General features: G+C 68.2%; 14 protein-coding genes. 9 read left to right on the forward strand and 5 right to left on the reverse strand.

Annotated elements, in window-relative coordinates:
- Positions 1–50: 50 nt before the first annotated feature.
- From POL67_RS23610 to POL67_RS23625, 4 genes are read left to right on the forward strand one after another with little or no spacing between them, the layout of a single operon-like run.
- Positions 51–1,214 (forward strand): efflux RND transporter periplasmic adaptor subunit, encoded by a 1,164-nt coding sequence (locus POL67_RS23610; protein ID WP_271930879.1) that lies wholly within the window; start codon positions 51–53, stop codon positions 1,212–1,214.
- Positions 1,211–4,312: an efflux RND transporter permease subunit gene (locus POL67_RS23615; protein ID WP_271920751.1), complete on the forward strand. Its 3,102-nt coding sequence runs from the start codon at positions 1,211–1,213 to the stop codon at positions 4,310–4,312. Before POL67_RS23610 ends, POL67_RS23615 begins: the two co-directional genes overlap by 4 nt.
- A 47-nt stretch (positions 4,313–4,359) precedes the next feature.
- On the forward strand, positions 4,360–4,947 hold the full coding sequence (locus POL67_RS23620; RefSeq protein ID WP_271920753.1) for a hypothetical protein: 588 nt from the start codon (positions 4,360–4,362) through the stop codon (positions 4,945–4,947).
- Positions 4,948–4,955: 8 nt separating this feature from the next.
- Complete coding sequence (locus POL67_RS23625) at positions 4,956–5,576, forward strand: hypothetical protein (protein WP_271920755.1); 621 nt, start codon at positions 4,956–4,958, stop codon at positions 5,574–5,576.
- A gap of 6 nt (positions 5,577–5,582) precedes the next feature.
- Here the strand turns inward: POL67_RS23625 and POL67_RS23630 are convergent, their stop codons facing one another.
- On the reverse strand, positions 5,583–7,064 hold the full coding sequence (locus POL67_RS23630) for a C39 family peptidase (RefSeq protein WP_271920757.1): 1,482 nt from the start codon (positions 7,062–7,064) through the stop codon (positions 5,583–5,585).
- A gap of 128 nt (positions 7,065–7,192) precedes the next feature.
- Entirely contained in the window at positions 7,193–7,642 is a 450-nt protein-coding gene (locus POL67_RS23635; protein WP_271920759.1) for a VOC family protein, read from the reverse strand.
- A gap of 414 nt (positions 7,643–8,056) precedes the next feature.
- Here POL67_RS23635 and POL67_RS23640 point away from each other — a divergent pair, with 414 nt between their 5' ends.
- A complete protein-coding gene (locus tag POL67_RS23640; protein WP_271920761.1) occupies positions 8,057–9,085 on the forward strand; it encodes a beta propeller repeat protein in 1,029 nt (342 codons plus the stop codon).
- 39 nt (positions 9,086–9,124) lie between these two features.
- Here the strand turns inward: POL67_RS23640 and POL67_RS23645 are convergent, their stop codons facing one another.
- Positions 9,125–10,432, reverse strand: coding sequence for a serine/threonine-protein kinase (locus tag POL67_RS23645; RefSeq protein ID WP_271920763.1), 1,308 nt, complete (start codon positions 10,430–10,432; stop codon positions 9,125–9,127).
- 151 nt (positions 10,433–10,583) lie between these two features.
- On the opposite strand from POL67_RS23645, the gene POL67_RS23650 reads away from it, so the two are divergent.
- Entirely contained in the window at positions 10,584–12,128 is a 1,545-nt protein-coding gene (locus POL67_RS23650) for a short-chain fatty acid transporter (RefSeq protein WP_271920765.1), read from the forward strand.
- A 479-nt stretch (positions 12,129–12,607) separates the two neighbouring features.
- On the opposite strand, the gene POL67_RS53695 is transcribed toward POL67_RS23650, so the two are convergent.
- Together POL67_RS53695 and POL67_RS23660 are read right to left on the reverse strand one after the other, a co-directional pair.
- A complete protein-coding gene (locus POL67_RS53695) occupies positions 12,608–13,726 on the reverse strand; it encodes a metallophosphoesterase family protein (protein ID WP_308789550.1) in 1,119 nt (372 codons plus the stop codon).
- The gene (locus tag POL67_RS23660; RefSeq protein ID WP_271920766.1) at positions 13,723–14,901 is read right to left on the reverse strand and encodes a hypothetical protein; all 1,179 of its coding nucleotides are present in this window, start codon (positions 14,899–14,901) and stop codon (positions 13,723–13,725) included. The genes POL67_RS53695 and POL67_RS23660 overlap by 4 nt, the downstream gene beginning before the upstream one ends.
- 91 nt (positions 14,902–14,992) lie before the next feature.
- Between POL67_RS23660 and POL67_RS23665 the strand changes: the two genes are divergently transcribed.
- The 3 genes from POL67_RS23665 to POL67_RS53700 are packed head-to-tail and all read left to right on the forward strand — an operon-like array spanning position 14,993 to position 17,791.
- Positions 14,993–15,343, forward strand: a complete 351-nt coding sequence (locus tag POL67_RS23665) for a hypothetical protein (protein WP_271920768.1) — start codon at positions 14,993–14,995, stop codon at positions 15,341–15,343.
- A complete protein-coding gene (locus tag POL67_RS23670; RefSeq protein WP_271920770.1) occupies positions 15,340–16,494 on the forward strand; it encodes a DUF8740 domain-containing protein in 1,155 nt (384 codons plus the stop codon). The genes POL67_RS23665 and POL67_RS23670 overlap by 4 nt, the downstream gene beginning before the upstream one ends.
- A gap of 22 nt (positions 16,495–16,516) precedes the next feature.
- The gene (locus tag POL67_RS53700) at positions 16,517–17,791 is read left to right on the forward strand and encodes a tetratricopeptide repeat protein (RefSeq protein ID WP_271920772.1); all 1,275 of its coding nucleotides are present in this window, start codon (positions 16,517–16,519) and stop codon (positions 17,789–17,791) included.

The following is a 17,791-nucleotide window of genomic DNA, read 5'->3' on the forward strand; positions in this document are numbered from 1 at the left end:
GTGGCATCGGACGAGCCGTGCTGTCCCTCCATCCGATCGACGCCGCGCGAATGCGAGCGTGCTTGCTCGTCCTCGCAATCCTCGTCCTCCTCGGGCCTGCATGCTCGCGCGAGCGGAAGGGGCCTGCCGAACCGCCGAGACCGCCGGTCCGCGTCGCATTTTCAGAAGTGGCGACCGTGCCCATCGAGCTCTCTGCCATTGGCACGGTCGAACCCTCGGCGCGCGTTTCGTTGCGGTCGCGGTTGACCGGGCTCGTCACGGCCGTGAAATTCCAGGAGGGCGCGGACGTGGCCAAGGGGGACGTGCTGTTCGTCCTCGACAAACGGCCGTTCGAGGTCGCCTTGCGCGAAGCGGAGGCGAACCTCGAGCGGAGCCGGACGCAGGCGGCGAACGCGGAGGCGCAGGCCGCTCGATACGAAGAGCTCGCGGAAGCAGGCGTGGCGAGCCGCCAGGACGCCGAGCTCCGGCGCGCCGAGGCGCGGGCCGCGGCGGCGGCGGTCGATGCGTTTCGCGCGGCCACGGTCGCGCGGCGGCTCGACCTCGAATATACGACGATTCGCGCCCCCATGGCCGGCCGAACGGGGAGCATCCTCGTGCGCGAGGGCAATCTCGTGCGGGCCAATGAAACGGTGCTCGTCGAGATCGTTCGCCTCGCGCCGGCGTTCGTCTCGTTCGCCATTCCCGAGGCGAGCGTGCCGACTTTGCAGCAAGCGATGGCGAATTCGCCCGGGCCGCTGCCTGTCTCCGCGGCGGCGGCGCCGTCGGGCGACGCGGGGGCCCCGAACCCTGGCGAAGAGGGATCGCTCTCGTTCATCGACAGCACGATCGATCGCGCGACCGGGACCTTGCGCCTGCGCGCGACATTTGAAAATACCTCGCGCGCCCTCTGGCCGGGGCAATTCGTGCAGGCGACCGTGCGGCTTGGCGTGCGGGAGGGCGCGGTGGTGATCCCGCCTTCGGCCCTGCAAACCGGGCCGTCGGGCACGTTCGTCTTCGTGGTCGGCGCGGACGAGGCCGCGCAGATGAGGCCCGTGCAGGCGGGCGAACGCGTGGCCGGCGGGCGGATCGTCGTGCAATCGGGGCTCGCCGGCGGCGAGCGCGTGGTCACGGACGGGCAATTGCGTATTCAGCCGGGCGCGAAGGTGACGATCGTGGGCGAAGGCCCGGGAAGCGCCGCGGGCGCGGCGCCGGCGCCGGGGGAGGAGGCGCGATGAACGTCTCCCGGCCTTTCGTCCTGCGGCCCGTGATGACCACGCTCTCGATGCTGGCCATCGTGATCTTTGGCATTGCCGGCTTTCGCGCGCTGCCGGTGAGTGATTTGCCGAATGTGGATTTTCCGACCATCCAGGTGAGCGCGTCGCTCCCGGGCGCGAGCCCGGAGACGATGGCCGCGGCGGTGGCGACCCCGCTCGAACGGCAGTTCTCGACCATCGCGGGCATCGACTCGATGACCTCGACGTCGGGCCTCGGCACCACGCAGATCGTGCTCCAGTTCGATCTCTCGCGCGACATCGACGCGGCGGCGCTCGACGTGCAATCGATGATCTCCCGCGCGGCGCGGGATCTGCCGCCCAACATGCCTGCGCCGCCGAGCTTTCAAAAGGTGAACCCGGCGGAGCAGCCCATCATGTATCTCGCGCTGTACGCCGAGACGCTGCCCCTGTCGGAGGTCTCCGAGTATGCCGAGACCACGATCGCACAACGTGTGTCGATGATCCGCGGCGTCGCGCAGGTCCTCGTCTTTGGCTCGCAGAAATACGCCGTGCGCATCCGGCTCGATCCGCAGGCGCTCGCCTCGCGCGAGCTCGGCATCGACGAGGTCGCCGCCGCCGTCGCGCGTGAAAACGTGAATCTGCCGACGGGCGTGCTCGAAGGGCCCGCGCGCACGTATGTCGTGCAGGCGAGCGGCGAGCTCTACCGGGCGAGCGCGTTCCGGCCGATCATCGTGGCCTATCGCGAGGGCGCGCCCGTCCGGCTGGAGGAGCTCGGCACGGTCACGGATAGCGTCGAGAATGATCGGGTCGCGAGCCATTACGACGGCAAGCGGGCGATCGTCCTCGCGATCCAGCGGCAGCCGGGGACGAACACGGTCGCCGTGGTCGACGCCGTGCGCGCGCTCCTGCCCGCACTCCGCGCCGAGATCCCGGCCTCGGTCGAGGTCGCGACCCTTTATGATCGGTCGATCTCGATCCGCGAATCGGTGGCCGACGTGGAGCATACGTTGCTCGTCACGATCGGGCTCGTCGTGCTGGTGATCGGCATCTTCTTGCGCGATCTGCGCTCCACGATCGTCGCGAGCGTGGCGCTCCCCGTCTCGCTCATCGGTACGTTCGCGGGGATGTGGGCGCTCGACTACAGCCTCGACAACCTCTCGCTCCTCGCGCTCACGCTTTGCGTCGGGTTTGTCGTGGACGACGCGATCGTCGTCCTGGAGAACATCTTCCGGCACCTCGAAATGGGCAAACCCCCGCTGAGAGCCGCGCTCGACGGCGCGGGGGAGATCGGCTTCACGGTCGTGTCGATGACGACCTCGCTCGTCGCGGTGTTCGTGCCGGTGCTTTTTCTCGGCGGGATCGTGGGGCGGCTGCTCCGCGAGTTCGCCGTGACCATGAGCATCGCGATCCTTGTCTCGGGCGTGGTTTCGCTGTTTCTCACGCCCATGCTGGCGAGCCGGTTCTTGCGGCGAAAGAAGGCAAACGAACACGAAACGAACGACGAGGTGCACGCGGGCCCGTCGGGGCGGATGGATCGCGCGTATTCAAAAAGCCTCGGCTTCGTGCTGCGGCACCGGTTCGCCACGTTGATGGCCTCGTTCGTCCTGCTCGCGGGGACGATCGTGCTCGGGGTGATCGTGCCGAAGGGCCTCTTTCCGAGCGAGGACACGGGGCAGATTTTCGCGCTGACGCGCGCCGCGCAGGGGACGTCGTTCGAGGCGATGCGCGGGTATCAAGCGGCGGCGGCGGACATCGTGCGCGCGCATCCGGGTGTGGCGTCGGTGATGTCGAGTCACGGCGCCGGAGGGCCGAGCGGATCGGGCAACACGGGCCGGCTCTTCATTCGATTGAAGGATCGCGACGAGCGCGCCGGCAAGAAGCCCGAGGCGATCATCGCGGAACTGCGGCCCGAGCTCGCGAAGATCCCGGGGCTCGAGGTCTTCCTCCAGAACCCGCCGCCCATTCGCCTCGGCGGCCAGCTCACGCGGGCCCTGTATCAATTCACGTTGACGGGCGCGGACGTGGACGAGCTTTACGACGCGGCGACGGAGCTCGAACAGGCGATGCGCGGGATCCCGGGGCTCATCGACGTGACGAGTGATCTCGAACGAAGGACGCCCGAGGCCACGCTCGTCATCGATCGGGACCGCGCGGCGACGCTTGGCGTGTCGGCGCAGAGCATCGAGGAGGCGCTGTTCTCGGCGTATGCAGGAAGGCAGGTCTCGACGATTTACGCGCCGACGAACCAGTATCGGGTGATCCTGGAGCTCGATCGGCGCTTCACGCAAGATCCGAGCGCGCTCGGGCTCCTCTACGTACGCTCGGCCAGCGGCGAGCTCGTGCCGCTTTCGGCGGTCTCGCGGACGGAGGAGGGCGCAGGTCCCCTCAGCGTCAATCACCTCGGGCAATTGCCCTCGGTGACGATCTCCTTCAATCTCGCCCCGGGTGCGCCGCTCGGCGAGGCGGTCGCGCGCGTGTCGGCGCTCGCGCGGGAGCGATTGCCCGACACGATCGGGACGCAGTTCCTCGGCGGCGCCGAGGTGTTCCGCGAATCAGTCGGCGGACTCGGGCTCTTGCTCGTGCTCGCCATTCTGGTGATCTACGTCGTGCTCGGGATCCTCTATGAGAGCTTCGTCCACCCGATCACGATTCTCTCGGGGTTGCCCTCGGCGGGATTCGGGGCGCTGCTCGCGCTGCTCGTCCTCGGCCAGGAGCTCAACGTGTATTCGTTCGTCGGGATCCTCTTGCTCGTGGGGATCGTCAAGAAAAACGCCATCATGATGATCGATTTCGCCTTGGAGGCGGAGCGGCGGGACGGAAAGCCGGCGGCGGAGGCGATCGTGCTCGGGGCGCGCATTCGTTTCCGGCCAATCATGATGACCACGATGGCGGCGCTCGCGGGCAGCTTGCCGATCGCGCTCGGGTTCGGCGCGGGCGCCGAATCGCGGCGGCCGCTCGGCATTGCGGTCGTCGGCGGGCTCGTGGTGTCGCAGCTCCTCACGCTCTACATCACGCCGGTGATTTACACGTACCTCGACGCGGCCGAGAAGCGGGCGCGCGAGGCGCTCGCCGAGCGGCGGGCGCGGCGGCTCGCGTGAAGTTCGTCTTGACGGGCGGACGTGGGTCGGGCGAAGTGACGAACGGCATGAGAACGCTTACGGTCGCCCTCGTCCTCGGCCTTTGCGCAGGTTGCGCAGACCGAAACCAGCTCCGCGCGAAGTACGCGGGCGAGGCCGAGGAGAACCTGAAGAACGCCGTCGCGCGCGCGTACGAGGCGGGATACCTGACGCCGTTCGAGGTCCCCTCGCGGGAGGAACTGCCGCCGGGGATGCGGCCGCCGGACCCGTCGACCGAGGCCCCCGAATCCGAGCGGCGGGCGCTCCCGCGCGCGGGGTGGCTCGAACAACGGGGGAGGGGCGCGCCTGTGCGGTTTTACGGTGAGGGTTGCATGGTCGGCGACCATTGCGGCTGCGACGCGGCGCAAACGCATTTCTTCGGAAAAGCCTCGAACGGGATGGTCGTCGTCCTGGTGCCGCAGCCGGAGATGGAGATCCGCACGCTGAACGGCCCGGAATCCGAGTGCGACCGTGGTTGCGGGGCGCAGGCGCCGCCGACGCCGTGGCGGGTGTACGAGCTGCCGGTCACCGAGCTCGATCTCGTGAGCGCAGTCGTGGTGCCGTTCAAGATGACCCGCGTCACGGTGCACTGCGAAACCCAGAATCCCATTCCGTGATTTTCATCATGAGAACGTTCCCCATCGCCATTATCCTCCTCCTCGTCCTCTGCGCAGGCTGCGCGGGCGAGAAGCAGCTCCGCGCGGAGTCTGCCGTGGACGCGGCGAAGCTCCGCGCGGAGTATGCGACGAAGGCCGAGAAGAGCCTGAAGGAATCCCTCGCGCATCAGCACGAGACGCACGGCCTGAAGCCGGTCGACGCGCGATTCATCCGCCATGTGTCGGTGTATGAGCGGCAGCCAAGGTCGACGCCCGAGCCGCCGTACAAGGAGCGAGTGCTGCCGAACGCGGGCGACCTCGTGCAGGGGAAGCCGGGTGACCGCGTCATGTTTTACGGCATGTATTGCTTGATCGGGTCGAGCTGCGGGTGCGATCTGGAGATGAAGTACTCCTTCGCCGAGAAGCCGGACGGGAGCGTTGTGATCCTGGTGCCCGCGCCGCAAAAGGAAGTCCACACGATCACGCACCCAGGCGCGTGCTCGTACGGCTGCGGGCAACCGAGCGGGAGCCCCGCGTTCACGATATGGGAGCTGCCGACCACCGATATCGATCACGTGACCGAGATCGTGGTCCCCTACGAGCTGCACATCGTCCACGAGACGTGCGAGAAGCCGATTCCCGCGCCGTGACGCGTTTCACGGGAACGAGAGCCCGAGCACGTAGGTCTCCCAGCGCTTCTTGAAGGCCGTCATGTCCTCCTCGCCGAGCACGCGGCGGAGGGTGTCGTAGCCCGTGGGATCCTTTTCGCGGTTCGCGTGAAACTCGTGGTAATAACGGACGAGCAGGCCCTTTTCCTGGAGGTAATACAGCAGGTAGCGCGAGGCGGCGTAATGGACGCCGTAGTCGCCCTCGTAAAACGCCCCGTCGTTCATCCCGGTGAGCGCGCGGAACGAGGGGACGCGGTTTTCCGCAATGGCCGATTGCAGGCCGCGCAAGCGCCAGTTCGTGTAGCCGTGGATCCGGCCTTCCTCCTCGCCGCTCTGCTCGTAGAGCGAGCCGAGTCCCTCGTTGAACCAGGGCGGGCAATCGGAAAAGTTTGCCTCGACGAATGGGTGCACGATCTCGTGCACGAGCGTGCCGCCGCCCGTCGCGATGTTCATGACGAGCGCGCCATGCTTCGAGGTGTAATACCCGTACGGCGTGGTCGGCTTCTCGCCGAAGAGCGAGATCGCGTTCCGCTCGTAACTCGGCCGGTCCTTGAAGAGCCAGACGACGAGGATCCGCGACGGGTCCTTGGCAAAATAGTCTTTCTTGAGTTTTTCGGTCGCCCAGCGGACGGTGCCTTCGGCGCCCCTGCGCACGTGAGGCTCGGGGCCGTCGCCGACGACGACGAACGGGGGCTCGACGAGGATGGTGAACTCGCCGCGCAGGCGCGAGGTCTTCTCCTTGACCTCTATCACCTTTTGCGCGTAATCAGCCGGGGAAAAACCTGGTTTGCGCGGCGTCGCCTTGGCGAGCTCGAGATCCCGCGGAGCGAGGCGCAGGCGGATCGCGGTCCACACGTCCTTGCTGTGTTTGAGCGGCCAGAGCGAGAGGAACCGCGCCCGCGACATGCGGCGGTACGCGCCCGCGTCCTCGGCGGGCTCGTGATAGATGATCTCGTCCCGCGACGAATCATACCCGACGACGAGGCGGAAATGCTCCGTGGTCGTGGGGCTCTCGTTGTAATGCATGCAGACGATCGAGGGGATGCCCTTCTGCAGATCGGCGTGGATCGCGGCGAGCTCGGCCCCGAGTGCTTCGTCAGCCTTCGCGACGTCGATGCGGTACCAGACAGGCCCCGGGTCGAAGCCAACGGCCTCGACGGCCTGCTTGAGCTCAGCGGTGTACGCGCCGCGGCCGAGCGCCGGATCGAGGCCGGTCCTCGCGAAAATGTCGTCCTGATCGAGCGGGCGGCCGAGCCGCGCGAGGGCCATGGAGACACAAGCCTCGCCGCAAAAATCGGGCTTTTGTCGTACGTGCGGGATGCCTTCGAGGAGGACACTGGCGAGGTTTCCGCGGGCGAGGCCGAGCGGGGCCGGGGAGGCGACCTGCTCCGGCGGCGGGGGCGAGGAGCTACGATTGCAGCCGAGGAGGACGAGCGGGGCGAGGACGGCGAGGAGGCGAGCAGGGGGCATCGAGGGACTCCGAGCGTGCTTGGACGCGCAAAGTTCCCAAGACTTGGATCGTGGGCCCTCGCGCGTCACGTCTTCCGGAGGCGGAAGGCATGGGCTCGGGTGCGAGGGGGCGTTCGGGCAGGGCAGGTTCAGCGAGGGAATTCGCTCGAAACCGTGGCGCCTGGGACCTCTTCCGTGACGCCGTTCAGCTCGGAGGACGGGTCGCTACCGTAAGGGCGGGTGAAGGCCTCCATGCCGTGACCCGAGGGATCGAAGAAGTACACGCCCCGCCCGCCGTCATTGCGGTTGATCCGGCCCGGGTACCGGCCGTGCGGATCTGCCCAAATGGGAATCTTTCGCTGCACGAGGCGGGCGAGGATCGGGTCGAACTCCTCCTCGGAGACGAGGAAGGCGTAGTGCTGTATCCGGATGTCGATGCCGACGGTCATGAAATCGAGCGTGACGCCATTGGCGGTGACGACAGGCAGGAAGGGCCCGAACGGCTTGCCCACCCCAAGGCCGAGGATGTCAGCCAGGAAATGAGCGGATTTCTCACGGTCGCGTGAGAGAACGATGGTGTGGTTGAATTGGACGGCCATGTGTTTTTGCCTCCCCTCCGAGGCATCGTGCCTCACGAGGGGCACGTTGACAAATCGCTCCTGCACGCCGCGTCCGCCGGTGCGTCCGAGGGGAGGTCGTCGGATTCGGGCCAGCCGGCGCGGCGGCGGGCGTGGGCTTTACGCGATCGGCGTGGGCCCGGCGATCGGCGCGTGTGTCGACGGCAGTTTCGACGAGATGGTGCTGGGTGTCAGGGAAATCGCGTTTCCTATTGACAGGAGGTCGATGTCCTTGTTTCCCCGGACACGGTGCAGACGATGACACATCCAGCTCGCTTCTCTCCATGGATCGGCGCCCTCCTTTGCGTCCTCACAGCCTGCGCCCCGTCCATGACGCCGACGGTCCAGCCGACGACGCGCCCGTGTTCGAATGGAGGTGTCGTCCGGATGGAGCCGATGCGCTCGTTCGGTCAGGATCCGGCGCCCTTCCGGCTGGAGGGGCGAGCGCTGAGCGCCATGCGCGCGTGTGATGCGCCGCTCCCCATCGTGTACCGCTTCGAGCGGGAGTCCTCGGGCACGACGGTCCCACTGCGCGCGGTGAGCATGGTGCAGAAGCTGGTCGTCGCCGTCGGCGATCGCGGCGTGGCGCTTCGGCGTGAGGATGGGAAGGGCTGGCAGCGCGAGGCGACGGGCACCACCAAGGACCTTTTCGCGCTCGTGCCTGTGTCGACGGGGCCGATGGGAGAGCCGGACATGCTCCTCGCGGTCGGCGCGCACGGCACCGCGGCCGCGCGTATGCCCGATGGGACGTGGCGCATCGAAGAGACGGGCACGGACGAGGATCTCCTCGGCCTGTATCACGATCGGGCGCTCACGCTGGCGTTTGGCGCCGGCGGGGTGATCCTGCGGCGCTTCGGGAATGGGAACTGGAAGCCGGTGCCTTCGAGCAGCACGGCAGACCTGCACGCATTCAATGCATGCTCGCCTCACAGGTTGTGCGTGCTCGGCTCCGCAGGCGCGATCGTCGAATGCGATCAAGCGCAAACGGCCGGGGAGCTTTCATGCAAACCCAGGCCGCCCTTCGCCGACGGGGATCTGCCGGCGGACTTCATCAATGTGTTTCACAGGGACCCCAACGTGGTGATCAGCAGTGAGATGACGGCGGTAGGGATGATCCCGCTGTCCGTCTGGAAGCTATGGCGCCGGGATGGAAACTCCGCGCCGCCGGCGGATGCCATGGAAGCTGGATGGCAAAACAAGTGGTCGGGCGACCGCCTCGTGGTCGGCCGCGGCGGCGCGGTGTGGCACGGCTGGTTGGAGAAGGACAAACGGATCCTCGAGCGGATCAAGCTCCCTGTCCGCGAGGATCTTCACGGCGCCGTTTTCGACGGGGCCGACGGCTTTCTGGTGGGCGATCAGGGGACGATCTTACACGTCGCCGTGGAGGGGCTCGGGACCGAGCGCATGGAGCTCGTGGGGGGGTGAGTCAATGACACGCGGCGGCCGAGGTCGAAGGGCGTCACGTCACCGCCGCGTCTGCCGCGTCGTCACTTCCTCCCCGCTTCGTTCAGGGAGATCCCACTCGACGGGGATCTCCATCTCGACGGAGTTCATGAACGGAATGGACTTCCACGAATCGCACAGCTTGGCCCCGGCGCTTTCCCACTCGATGGGGATCTCGATCTCGACGGAGCTCGTGAACGGCACGGATTTGCACGAATCGCCCAAGTTGGATCCGGCGCTTTCCCACTCGACCGAGATGTCCGGCTCGACCGAGCTCACGAAGGGCATGGCCTTCCACGAGTCGCCCAGCTTGGGCGCGAGGGTCTCCCGCCTCGGCTGGGCTTGCACGGGCGTCCTGCCCCTCGCGCTCGGCGCCGGTCGTTTCCTCGTCGTCATGTCGAGCGTCAAATCCTCGCCCTCGTTGCCCTCTTCGTCGAGTGCTGCCGGTTTGCTCTCGACGAGCACACGCAGCAACGTCGAGAGCTGCGCCACGCTCCGCAAGCGCCTTTCGGGGTCCTTCTCCAGGCATTTCTTGATGATGAAGTCGAAGAGCGGCGGCAGCTCCGCGTTGTGCGTCGAAGGCGCGGGGGCAGGACCCGGCGACAGGATCCGGAGCGCCATAAGGTTGATGGACGGCGCGTCGAAGGGCAACACCCCGGTCGTCAACCTGTAGAGAATGACGCCGAGCGACCAGATGTCGGCGCGGGCGTCGATGTGCCGGGACGATTTCATCTGCTCCGGCGCCATGAATGCGGGTGTGCCGAGCGCGAGCTTGGTCTCCGTGATGTCCATCCGCTTGCCCTCGGCCTCGTTGACGAGCTTCGCGATCCCGAAGTCGAGGACCTTGATCCACGGCTCGCCTCGCGGCCCCGTCGTGAGAAACAGGTTGGCCGTCTTGAGATCGCGGTGAACGATCCCGGCGTCGTGCGCCTCCTGGATCGCCTCACACGCCTGGAGCACGTAGTCACACGCTTCCCGGAAGGGCAGGGGACCTCGGGCCTTCTCGACCGCCTTGAGATCTTGCCCCTCCAGGTACTCCATCACGATGTAGAAGGCGCCGTTCGCGAGGCGATCGATGTCGTGGACCCGGACGGCGTGCTCGCTCTTGATCCTGGACGCAGCCCGCGCCTCGCGCCGGAAGCGCTCGACGGCCGTCCCGTCGGAGAGGACGTGCGGCAACATGAACTTGATCGCGCGGCGCTCGTGAAGCCCCGTGTGGCGGGCGGCGATGATGATCCCCATGCCGCCCCGGCCGAGGATCCGCTCGACCACGTACTTGTCGGCAATGACGTTCCCAACGCGGACGTACGACTCCAAGCTCCCGGTCATGATGCACCTGCTTCGATTGTTGCGCGTCTATGGGCTCAGGTAGATACAAACAGTCGAGCATGACCGAGGAGCGAGGACCAAAATCCCGACGGTCGATATCGTTCGTAGACGAGCGCGACAGCCGCGCGCGAGGCGAGTACCCTCCGCCCCCATGTCCGGTGCCGAGCTGCCGAGCTCTCTCGACAAGCCCAAAGCCCCTCTGCCGTCCGACGACGATCCGCCCGCGGGCGCGCTCGAGCGGGTCGCGGCGCGGTTCACGGCGTGGGCCGAGCGGTGGATCCCCGACGCGTTCGTGTTCGCGCTCGTGGCCACGTTCCTCGTGGTGATCGCGGCGTGGGTGAGCCTGTCGCCGAAGCGGGGCGCGGCGAGCGCGGCGGCCGAGGTCGCGGCGATATGGGGCGGCGGGTTCTGGGAGCTCATCCCGTTCACGCTGCAGATGTCGCTCGTGATCATCACGGGGTACGTCGTCGCGACGACGCGGCCGGTGTACCGGCTGATCCGCGCGCTCGCCGCCGTGCCGCGCTCGCCGCGGGTGGCGATCGCGTGGGTGGCGCTGTTCGCCATGCTGTCGTCGTGGCTCAACTGGGGGTTTTCGCTGATCTTCAGCGCGATGCTCGCGAAGGAGACGGCGCGGCGCGTGCGCGGCGTCGATTACCGCGCCGTCGCCGCGAGCGCGTTCCTCGGGCTCGGGAGCATCTGGGCGCAGGGACTCAGCGGGAGCGCGGCTCTGCAGATGGCGACGCCGAGCGCGTTGCAGCCGGCCACGCGCGCGATCGTGGAGGCGGGCGGCAAGGTGCCGGGCGGCGTGATTCCGCTGTCGAGCACGATCTTCCTGTGGCAGAGCCTCGTGTCCGTCGGGGTCGAGATCGTCCTCGTGACGGTGCTCGTGTACCTGTACGCGCCGTCCGCCGCGCGGGCGCGGAGCGCGGCGGATCTCGGGATCGATCTCGGGGGGTTTGGGGCGCAGGACGCCGAAGGCGATCCGAAGCCCCAAGCGTCGAAGAACTCGCCGCTCGAAGCCGACGAGCCGCCGCGGAAGGCGACGCCGGGGGAGTGGCTCGAGCATTCGCCGATCCCGAGCGTCTTGTTCGTGTTGCTGGCCGGTGGTTACCTCGTGGGGTACTTCGCTTCGAGCGGGCAGGGGCTCAATGCGCTGAACCTCAACACGGTGAACCTGATCTTCCTGACGCTCGGGGTGCTCCTGCACGGGACGCCGGCGCGGCTGATGCGCGCGGTGAAGGAGGCGACGCCGGGCGTGTGGGGCGTGATCCTGCAGTTTCCGTTCTACGCAGGGATCGCTGCCTTGATCGTCAAGACGCACCTCAACGAGGCGATCGCGGGCTTTTTCGTGGGGCTCTCGACGCCCCGGACGTACCCGGCGATCGTGGCGGTGTACTCGGCCGTGCTCGGGGTGTTCGTGCCGAGCGGGGGGTCGAAATGGGTGATCGAGGCGCCGTACGTGATGCAGGCGGCGCACGATTTGAAGGTGCATCTCGGCTGGATGGTGGCCGTCTACGATCTTGGCGAGGCGCTGGCGAACCTGGTGCAGCCGTTCTGGATGCTGCCCATCCTCGGCCTGTTCGGCCTCAAGGCGCGCGACGTGATGGGCTACACGTTCATCGTATTCCTCGTGCTCTTGCCCGTGGTGCTCCTGCTCGTGACCGTGCTCGGCGCGACGCTGCCGTATCCGCTCTGAACGGCCGAATGCGGCGACGCGCGAAGCCATTCTTCGTGTTGACCTCCTGCGCCATGTGACAATGGGCACGTTCCGCGAATGCAGAATTGATCGTCGTACATTGCAGAGTTGCGATTCGCGGGGGGCGGGTCGTGGGTAAGTAGTGGAAAGAGCGAATCGATCCCATTGGCCCAGAGGTTGCTCTAGTCCTCCGCGAGCGCCTGCTCCGGTCCCCCCCCACCGTCGAGTAGGCGCTCTTTTTTTATCCATCGTCTGAAAGTGTAATCAACATTGCTGATGTTTGGCGGAGGCGAGGGCGTCTCGCACGGATGCAACGCGTCCTTGCAAGATTGCGATGTCGGAAGGTCGATCCGGCGCGGATCTTCGCGGATCAGGGGGGGCCCGAGGTTGGTATACGGGTTGCTCTAGTCCTCCGCGAGCGCCTGCTCCGGTACCCCCCCCCGCCGTCGAGTAGGCGCTTTTTCTTTTTGTTCGCGGGATCAATCGACGCGAACGATGGCCACGTGCTCGATCTTGCCGGGCGGCAGGACGTCGACCGTCAGGAAATGCCGGCCGATGCCATCCATCCGCTCGGGGATCGCGCCGCCGCCGCCCGTGATGTGCGCCGGGATGCCCGCGTTCTCGAAGGCGTAATACGAGTGGACGTGCCCATAAAACGTGAGGTCGACGCCGCCCCGGGCGAGCTGCGCGAGCAGCTTGTCCGCCTCGGCCCGGCTCGCGAACGAGCCGTTGCGTGAGCCGACCGGATCGATCGGCACGATGTGCATCGTGACGACGTGCAAGCGGTCGCGGCTCCCTTCGAGCCAGCCGTCGAGCCACGTGTAGACGAGCGGATCGAGCGTGGCGCTCGCCGAGTCGATCATCGTGAAGCGCACGCCCCGGAAATCGAAGGTGTAGTTCCCGCGGCCAAAATACTCGTGGTAGAGGTCGTCCCGCGTGCCGAGCTCGTGGTTGCCGAGCGTCGCGTAACACGGGAACACGAGCGACTTCATCTCGCGCTGGAACACGTCGAGCTGCTCGGGCGTGCCCTGCGAGGTGAGGTCGCCGCTGATGAGCGCGAAGCGGATGCCTGGCGTCGTGTTCATCTTCGCGTAGATGTCCTGAACGTCGCCGATGGCCTCCTGGACGTCGGCGAAGACGGCGAATCGCCACGGGTCGAGCAAGGCCCGATCGGGCGCGGCGAGGGAGAGCGTGATCTCCTCGTTCGCAGGGAGGTCGAGGCGGAAGGTGCGCTCGGTGGGGAAGGGCGTGTCGACGATTTCGACAGGCAGAGGCGCGCCGGCTTTCGTCGCGGCGGCGAGCTGCGCGTCGGGGAGGAGGTTTTCGATACGAACGTTCCAGACGCCCCCCTCGGCGGCGCCCGTGGTCAAACGGAACGAGAGCGTGGGGGCAGAGGCCCATAGATGAAGCTCGCGCGCGCCGAGGCGGCGAACGGCGGCGAGGCCTTCGGCGACTTCGATGCGTGCGTCGCCCTGCGAGGCGTGGCCCACGTCGAGATCACGGCGGGCGCGGCCCTCGGCGACGTCGAGGCAGGAGGCGAAGAGCGGCGCGGCGGACGCGACGAGGAGCGCGGCAAAAAACGATGCGATGGGCTTCACGGGTTCCCTCCATACCGAAAGAGGAGCGAGGCGCGGCCGACGAGCGCCGATCCGCCCTGTACGTCGAAGAGCGCTCCCCAGCGAGGCGTGAAAAAGAGCCGCGTCTGCGCGCCGAAGTGTCCGGCGATGCCGCTGCCGAGGCCAGGGTTCTTCAGCCCACCGGCGAAGCCGTCGTGGCGGTGCTCGTAATAGGCCATGGCCTCGCCGCGGGGATAGCCGCTGTGGCCGAGGTACATGCCGAACGCCATGCGCGGGGTGAGGAGGTCGTTCGCCTCGACGCCGATGCCAGGGTACCGATGCGCGGCATACGCGATGCCGAGGCCGAGCTCAGCGAAGGAGCCGCGCAGCGTGGGGCCGATGCGGGCGAGGTCGAGCCGGCCGAGGAGGTTCACCTCGCCCGTCGTCACCGAAAACCCCTCGGTGCCGTAGCTGTGGTTCGTTAGGGCGAACTCGACGTCGAGGTACGATCCGTCGCGCGCGCGTTCGCTCGTGGAGGTGCGGGGGCCGAAGAAGCGATATGCGGCGGCGATGCGGGCGCGGGCGTTCGTGTCGTCGAGCGCGAAGAAGCCGAGCGCCGAGAGGCGGACCGAGCCAGCGCGGAGGTCGGCGCCGGGCGTGAGGAAGGCGTTGTAGGCGAAGTTCGGGTCGTGGACGAACATGACGCCGAGCTGGGTCTCGACCGAGGGCAAATAGACTGGGGGGCTGCCCGTGCCGCCCTCGGGCGCGAGGACGCCGTAGATGTCGGCGAGGGCCGAGAGGAAAAAAAACGCGGCGCCGGTGACGGTGCCGAGGATGATCGGGCCGATGAACCTGCGGGTGGCGCCGGTCGCAGCCGCGCCGCCGAGCCCGGCGACGATGAGGCCAGCCCCGAGGCCCTCGGCGCCGAGGAGCACGAGGCCGGTGCGGGTATGGCCGAGGACAAGATGCCCCGTGCCATGCACGAGCGCGCCAGGGACGAAGGAGCCCGCGACGGCGAGGGCCTTGCGGCCGCTGCTCGGAGGAGGATTCGGCGGGGCCTTGGGTTCGTCGGCGGCGGGGGCTTTCGTGGCGGCCGGCGCGTCGGCTTTTCGGGGGGCCTCGTCGGCGGCGGCAGGGAGCGCGGGAAGGAAGAGAAAGGCGGCGAGGGCCGGTCCGGGAATCGAAGGCCGCCTCGGGGGAGCGATGAACCCTGTCACGATCGCGCAGCTTAGCTGAAAATCGAGCTTGTATTTCCAGCCTGAACGGCTGTTTAATGCTCTTCGGAGGCGTACCACCGCGAGGCCATCCATGAACCGGATGAAACACGGGGCTCTGTATCTCTCAGCGTTGCTCCTTTGGGGGATGGTCGCGGCGTGCGGCGGCGACGGGTCTTCCACCACGCCGACCGGACCCACGGCCGGCACGGGCGGCGGCGGCGGTAGCGGCGGCACGGGCGGCGACGGCGGCACCGGCGGAATGCCTCCCGTCCCACCAGGGCCTCCCGGCATGGAGACCGTGAGCGCCGGCGACGTGATGAAGAGCCCGAGCTACAAGATGGTCTTCACGCTCGGGCAGCCCACGCAGAACCAGTCGAAGACGACATCGCCCAGCTATCGGATGCAGGGCGGACTCATTGGAGCGAACGGGAGCTTGCCATGAGCAACGGGATGATCACGCGCCTGATCTCGGCTTCGGCCGTCGCGTTCGCGCTCTCTGCCGGCACCGCCGCCGCAGAGGCCGCGGTGCCGCAGACCATCACCCAGCAGGGCCGGCTCTACGACGAAAAGAATGCCCCGGTGAATGGCACGCTCCAGGTGACGTTCGCCCTGTACGCCGATCCCGCGGCGACCGATCCGATCTGGACCGAGTCGCACGACATCACGTTCGAGGAGGGGTACTTCTCGGCAAACCTCGGGACGGTCACCGCCTTCGACAAGAACGTCTTCGACGGGTCGGTGCGGTATCTCGGGGTGAAGGTCGGGAACGACCCCGAGATGTCGCCGCGCGCTCCGGTGCAAAGTGTGCCTTACGCGATGGTCGCGGGCGACGCGATCGGTGACATCCACCCGACGTCGGTCTGGGTCGGCGATACCCTCGTGATCGACGGCACGGGCAAGTGGGTCGGTGATCCGACAGGGCTCGTGGGTCCCGAGGGGCCGCAAGGTCCCGTGGGTCCAACGGGCGCCAAGGGCGCGACGGGCGCGACGGGCGCGACGGGCGCGACGGGCGCGACCGGTCCGCAGGGGCCGACGGGCGCAGCGGGCGCGAAAGGCGCGACGGGCGCGATGGGCGCGACAGGTGCGACGGGCGCGACGGGCGGGATCGGTCCGCAGGGTCCGAAGGGCGAGACGGGCGGGATCGGTCCGCAGGGTCCGAAGGGCGAGACGGGCGGGATCGGTCCGCAGGGTCCGACGGGCGTCGTGTCGGTCAGGAGCCTCGACGCGCCGGGCATCTCCGTGAACGGGAACTCGCTCGTGTTCGCGTGGGCGGCGACGCCCGTGAGCGTGAACGTCGCGGCCGGGCAACGGATCACGGGCTCCGCGGTGGCCATTCTCGGGAGCTCGGGCACGGCCACGTCGGTCGGCTTTGGCCTCTGTTACCAGGCCAGCGGAGGTCAGATCATCCCGTTTTACCCGACCTCGTATACGACCACGGCGAGCATCTCGGCGCGCGCGCCGTTCGCCGCGGCCGGCACGGTGTCGGGCCTCGCGGCAGGGACGTACAACGTCGGGTTCTGCGTGCGGAACGTCGCCGCCACCGCGCTGAACTCGAACGACGCGATCAACGGCTGGGTCATGGTGACCAACTGAGCGACGGGCGTTCTCGTTCGTCGTGTCCATCCTCTCGATCCTCGTAGACACGGTCACGCGGGCGGCGCACGCCTTCGCCCTTGCGATCGCGCCGCCGCTCTTCGCGCCGGAGCCCGGACCCGGTTCGATCACGGGGGCCCTCGTCGCGGCCATCGTGCTCGCGGTCGTGGTGTTCGGCGCGCTCCGCCTCGCCGCCCGCGTCCGCTCGCCCGAAGCGAGGATCGCCGCTGCCGCGCTCGTCCTCTCGGTCGTCGTGTCCCTCGTCGTCGGCGCGTACTTCCGTGGCCCCCGCGCGCCGCTCGGCCGCGGCGTGTTGTTCGTCGCCGTGCCCCTGTGGGCGGGGCTCGCCGCGTGTGCTGCGATCGTGGCTCCGCGCAGGAACGCGCGCCTCGTCGCGTCCGCCGTCGTGGCCCTCGGCCTCGTGCTCTTCGGCGCCTCGGCCGAGTGGCTCTTTTCGACGCCGCAGATGTGGTGGCAGACCGTGCTCCGCGACGGCGACGAGCGGCGCGCCCTCGACGTGATCACCGAGCCCCAGGTGCGAGCCCGTGATCACGCGGCTGCGCTCGCCGTCGTCGATCGGTGCCTCACGCTGAAGCCAGCGAGCTGCGCCTGCGGCTCGCGCCGTGCGTTCGTCGTGCTTCACCTCCGGGACATGCCGCGCGCGCTCGAAGCCGCGCAGGTCGCCGCGGGCAGGTGCCCGGCCGATCCGCTCGCGCAGGCCGCGCTCGCCGCCACGCTCGCCACGAACGGCGAGGGGAAGCGGGCCGAGGAGGTCGCGCGCGCGGCGCTCGTGGATACGAGCGAGCCGTTGCTCGACTACGCGCTCGCGCTGGCGCTCGATCAGCAAGGCCGCACGGCGGAGGCGGTCGCGTCCGCTCGGCGGGCGTTCGAGGGGGGCGCCGGTCGCGACGCGGCCGTCCTGCTTGGCGCGCTGCTCATCCGCGAAAACGATCTCGACGGCGCGGAGAAGGTCCTCGCGCCGATCCCCAAGGAAGCCCCGAACGACGCGGAGGCGCTCTTCGATCTGGCGATCGTCGCGGACAAGAAGAACGATTACAACCGCGCCCGGGAGCGTTACCTCGCCGCGCTGCGCGCCGATCCGAGCCTCACGGCCGCGCGCCGGAACCTCGCGCTGTTGACGCTGCGCTTCGGCATCCTCGAGGAGGCGAAGCACCACGCGCGCAAGCTCGTCGAGGCCACGCCTGGGGATGCGCGGAGCGTGGAGCTCTTGCACCGCATCGAGCTCGCTGCGCTCGAACGGTCCGCACCACGTCCCACGCCTGCGCCTGCGCCCTGA

Source organism: Polyangium mundeleinium (assembly GCF_028369105.1).
In the GTDB taxonomy this organism is placed as follows: domain Bacteria; phylum Myxococcota_A; class Polyangia; order Polyangiales; family Polyangiaceae; genus Polyangium; species Polyangium mundeleinium.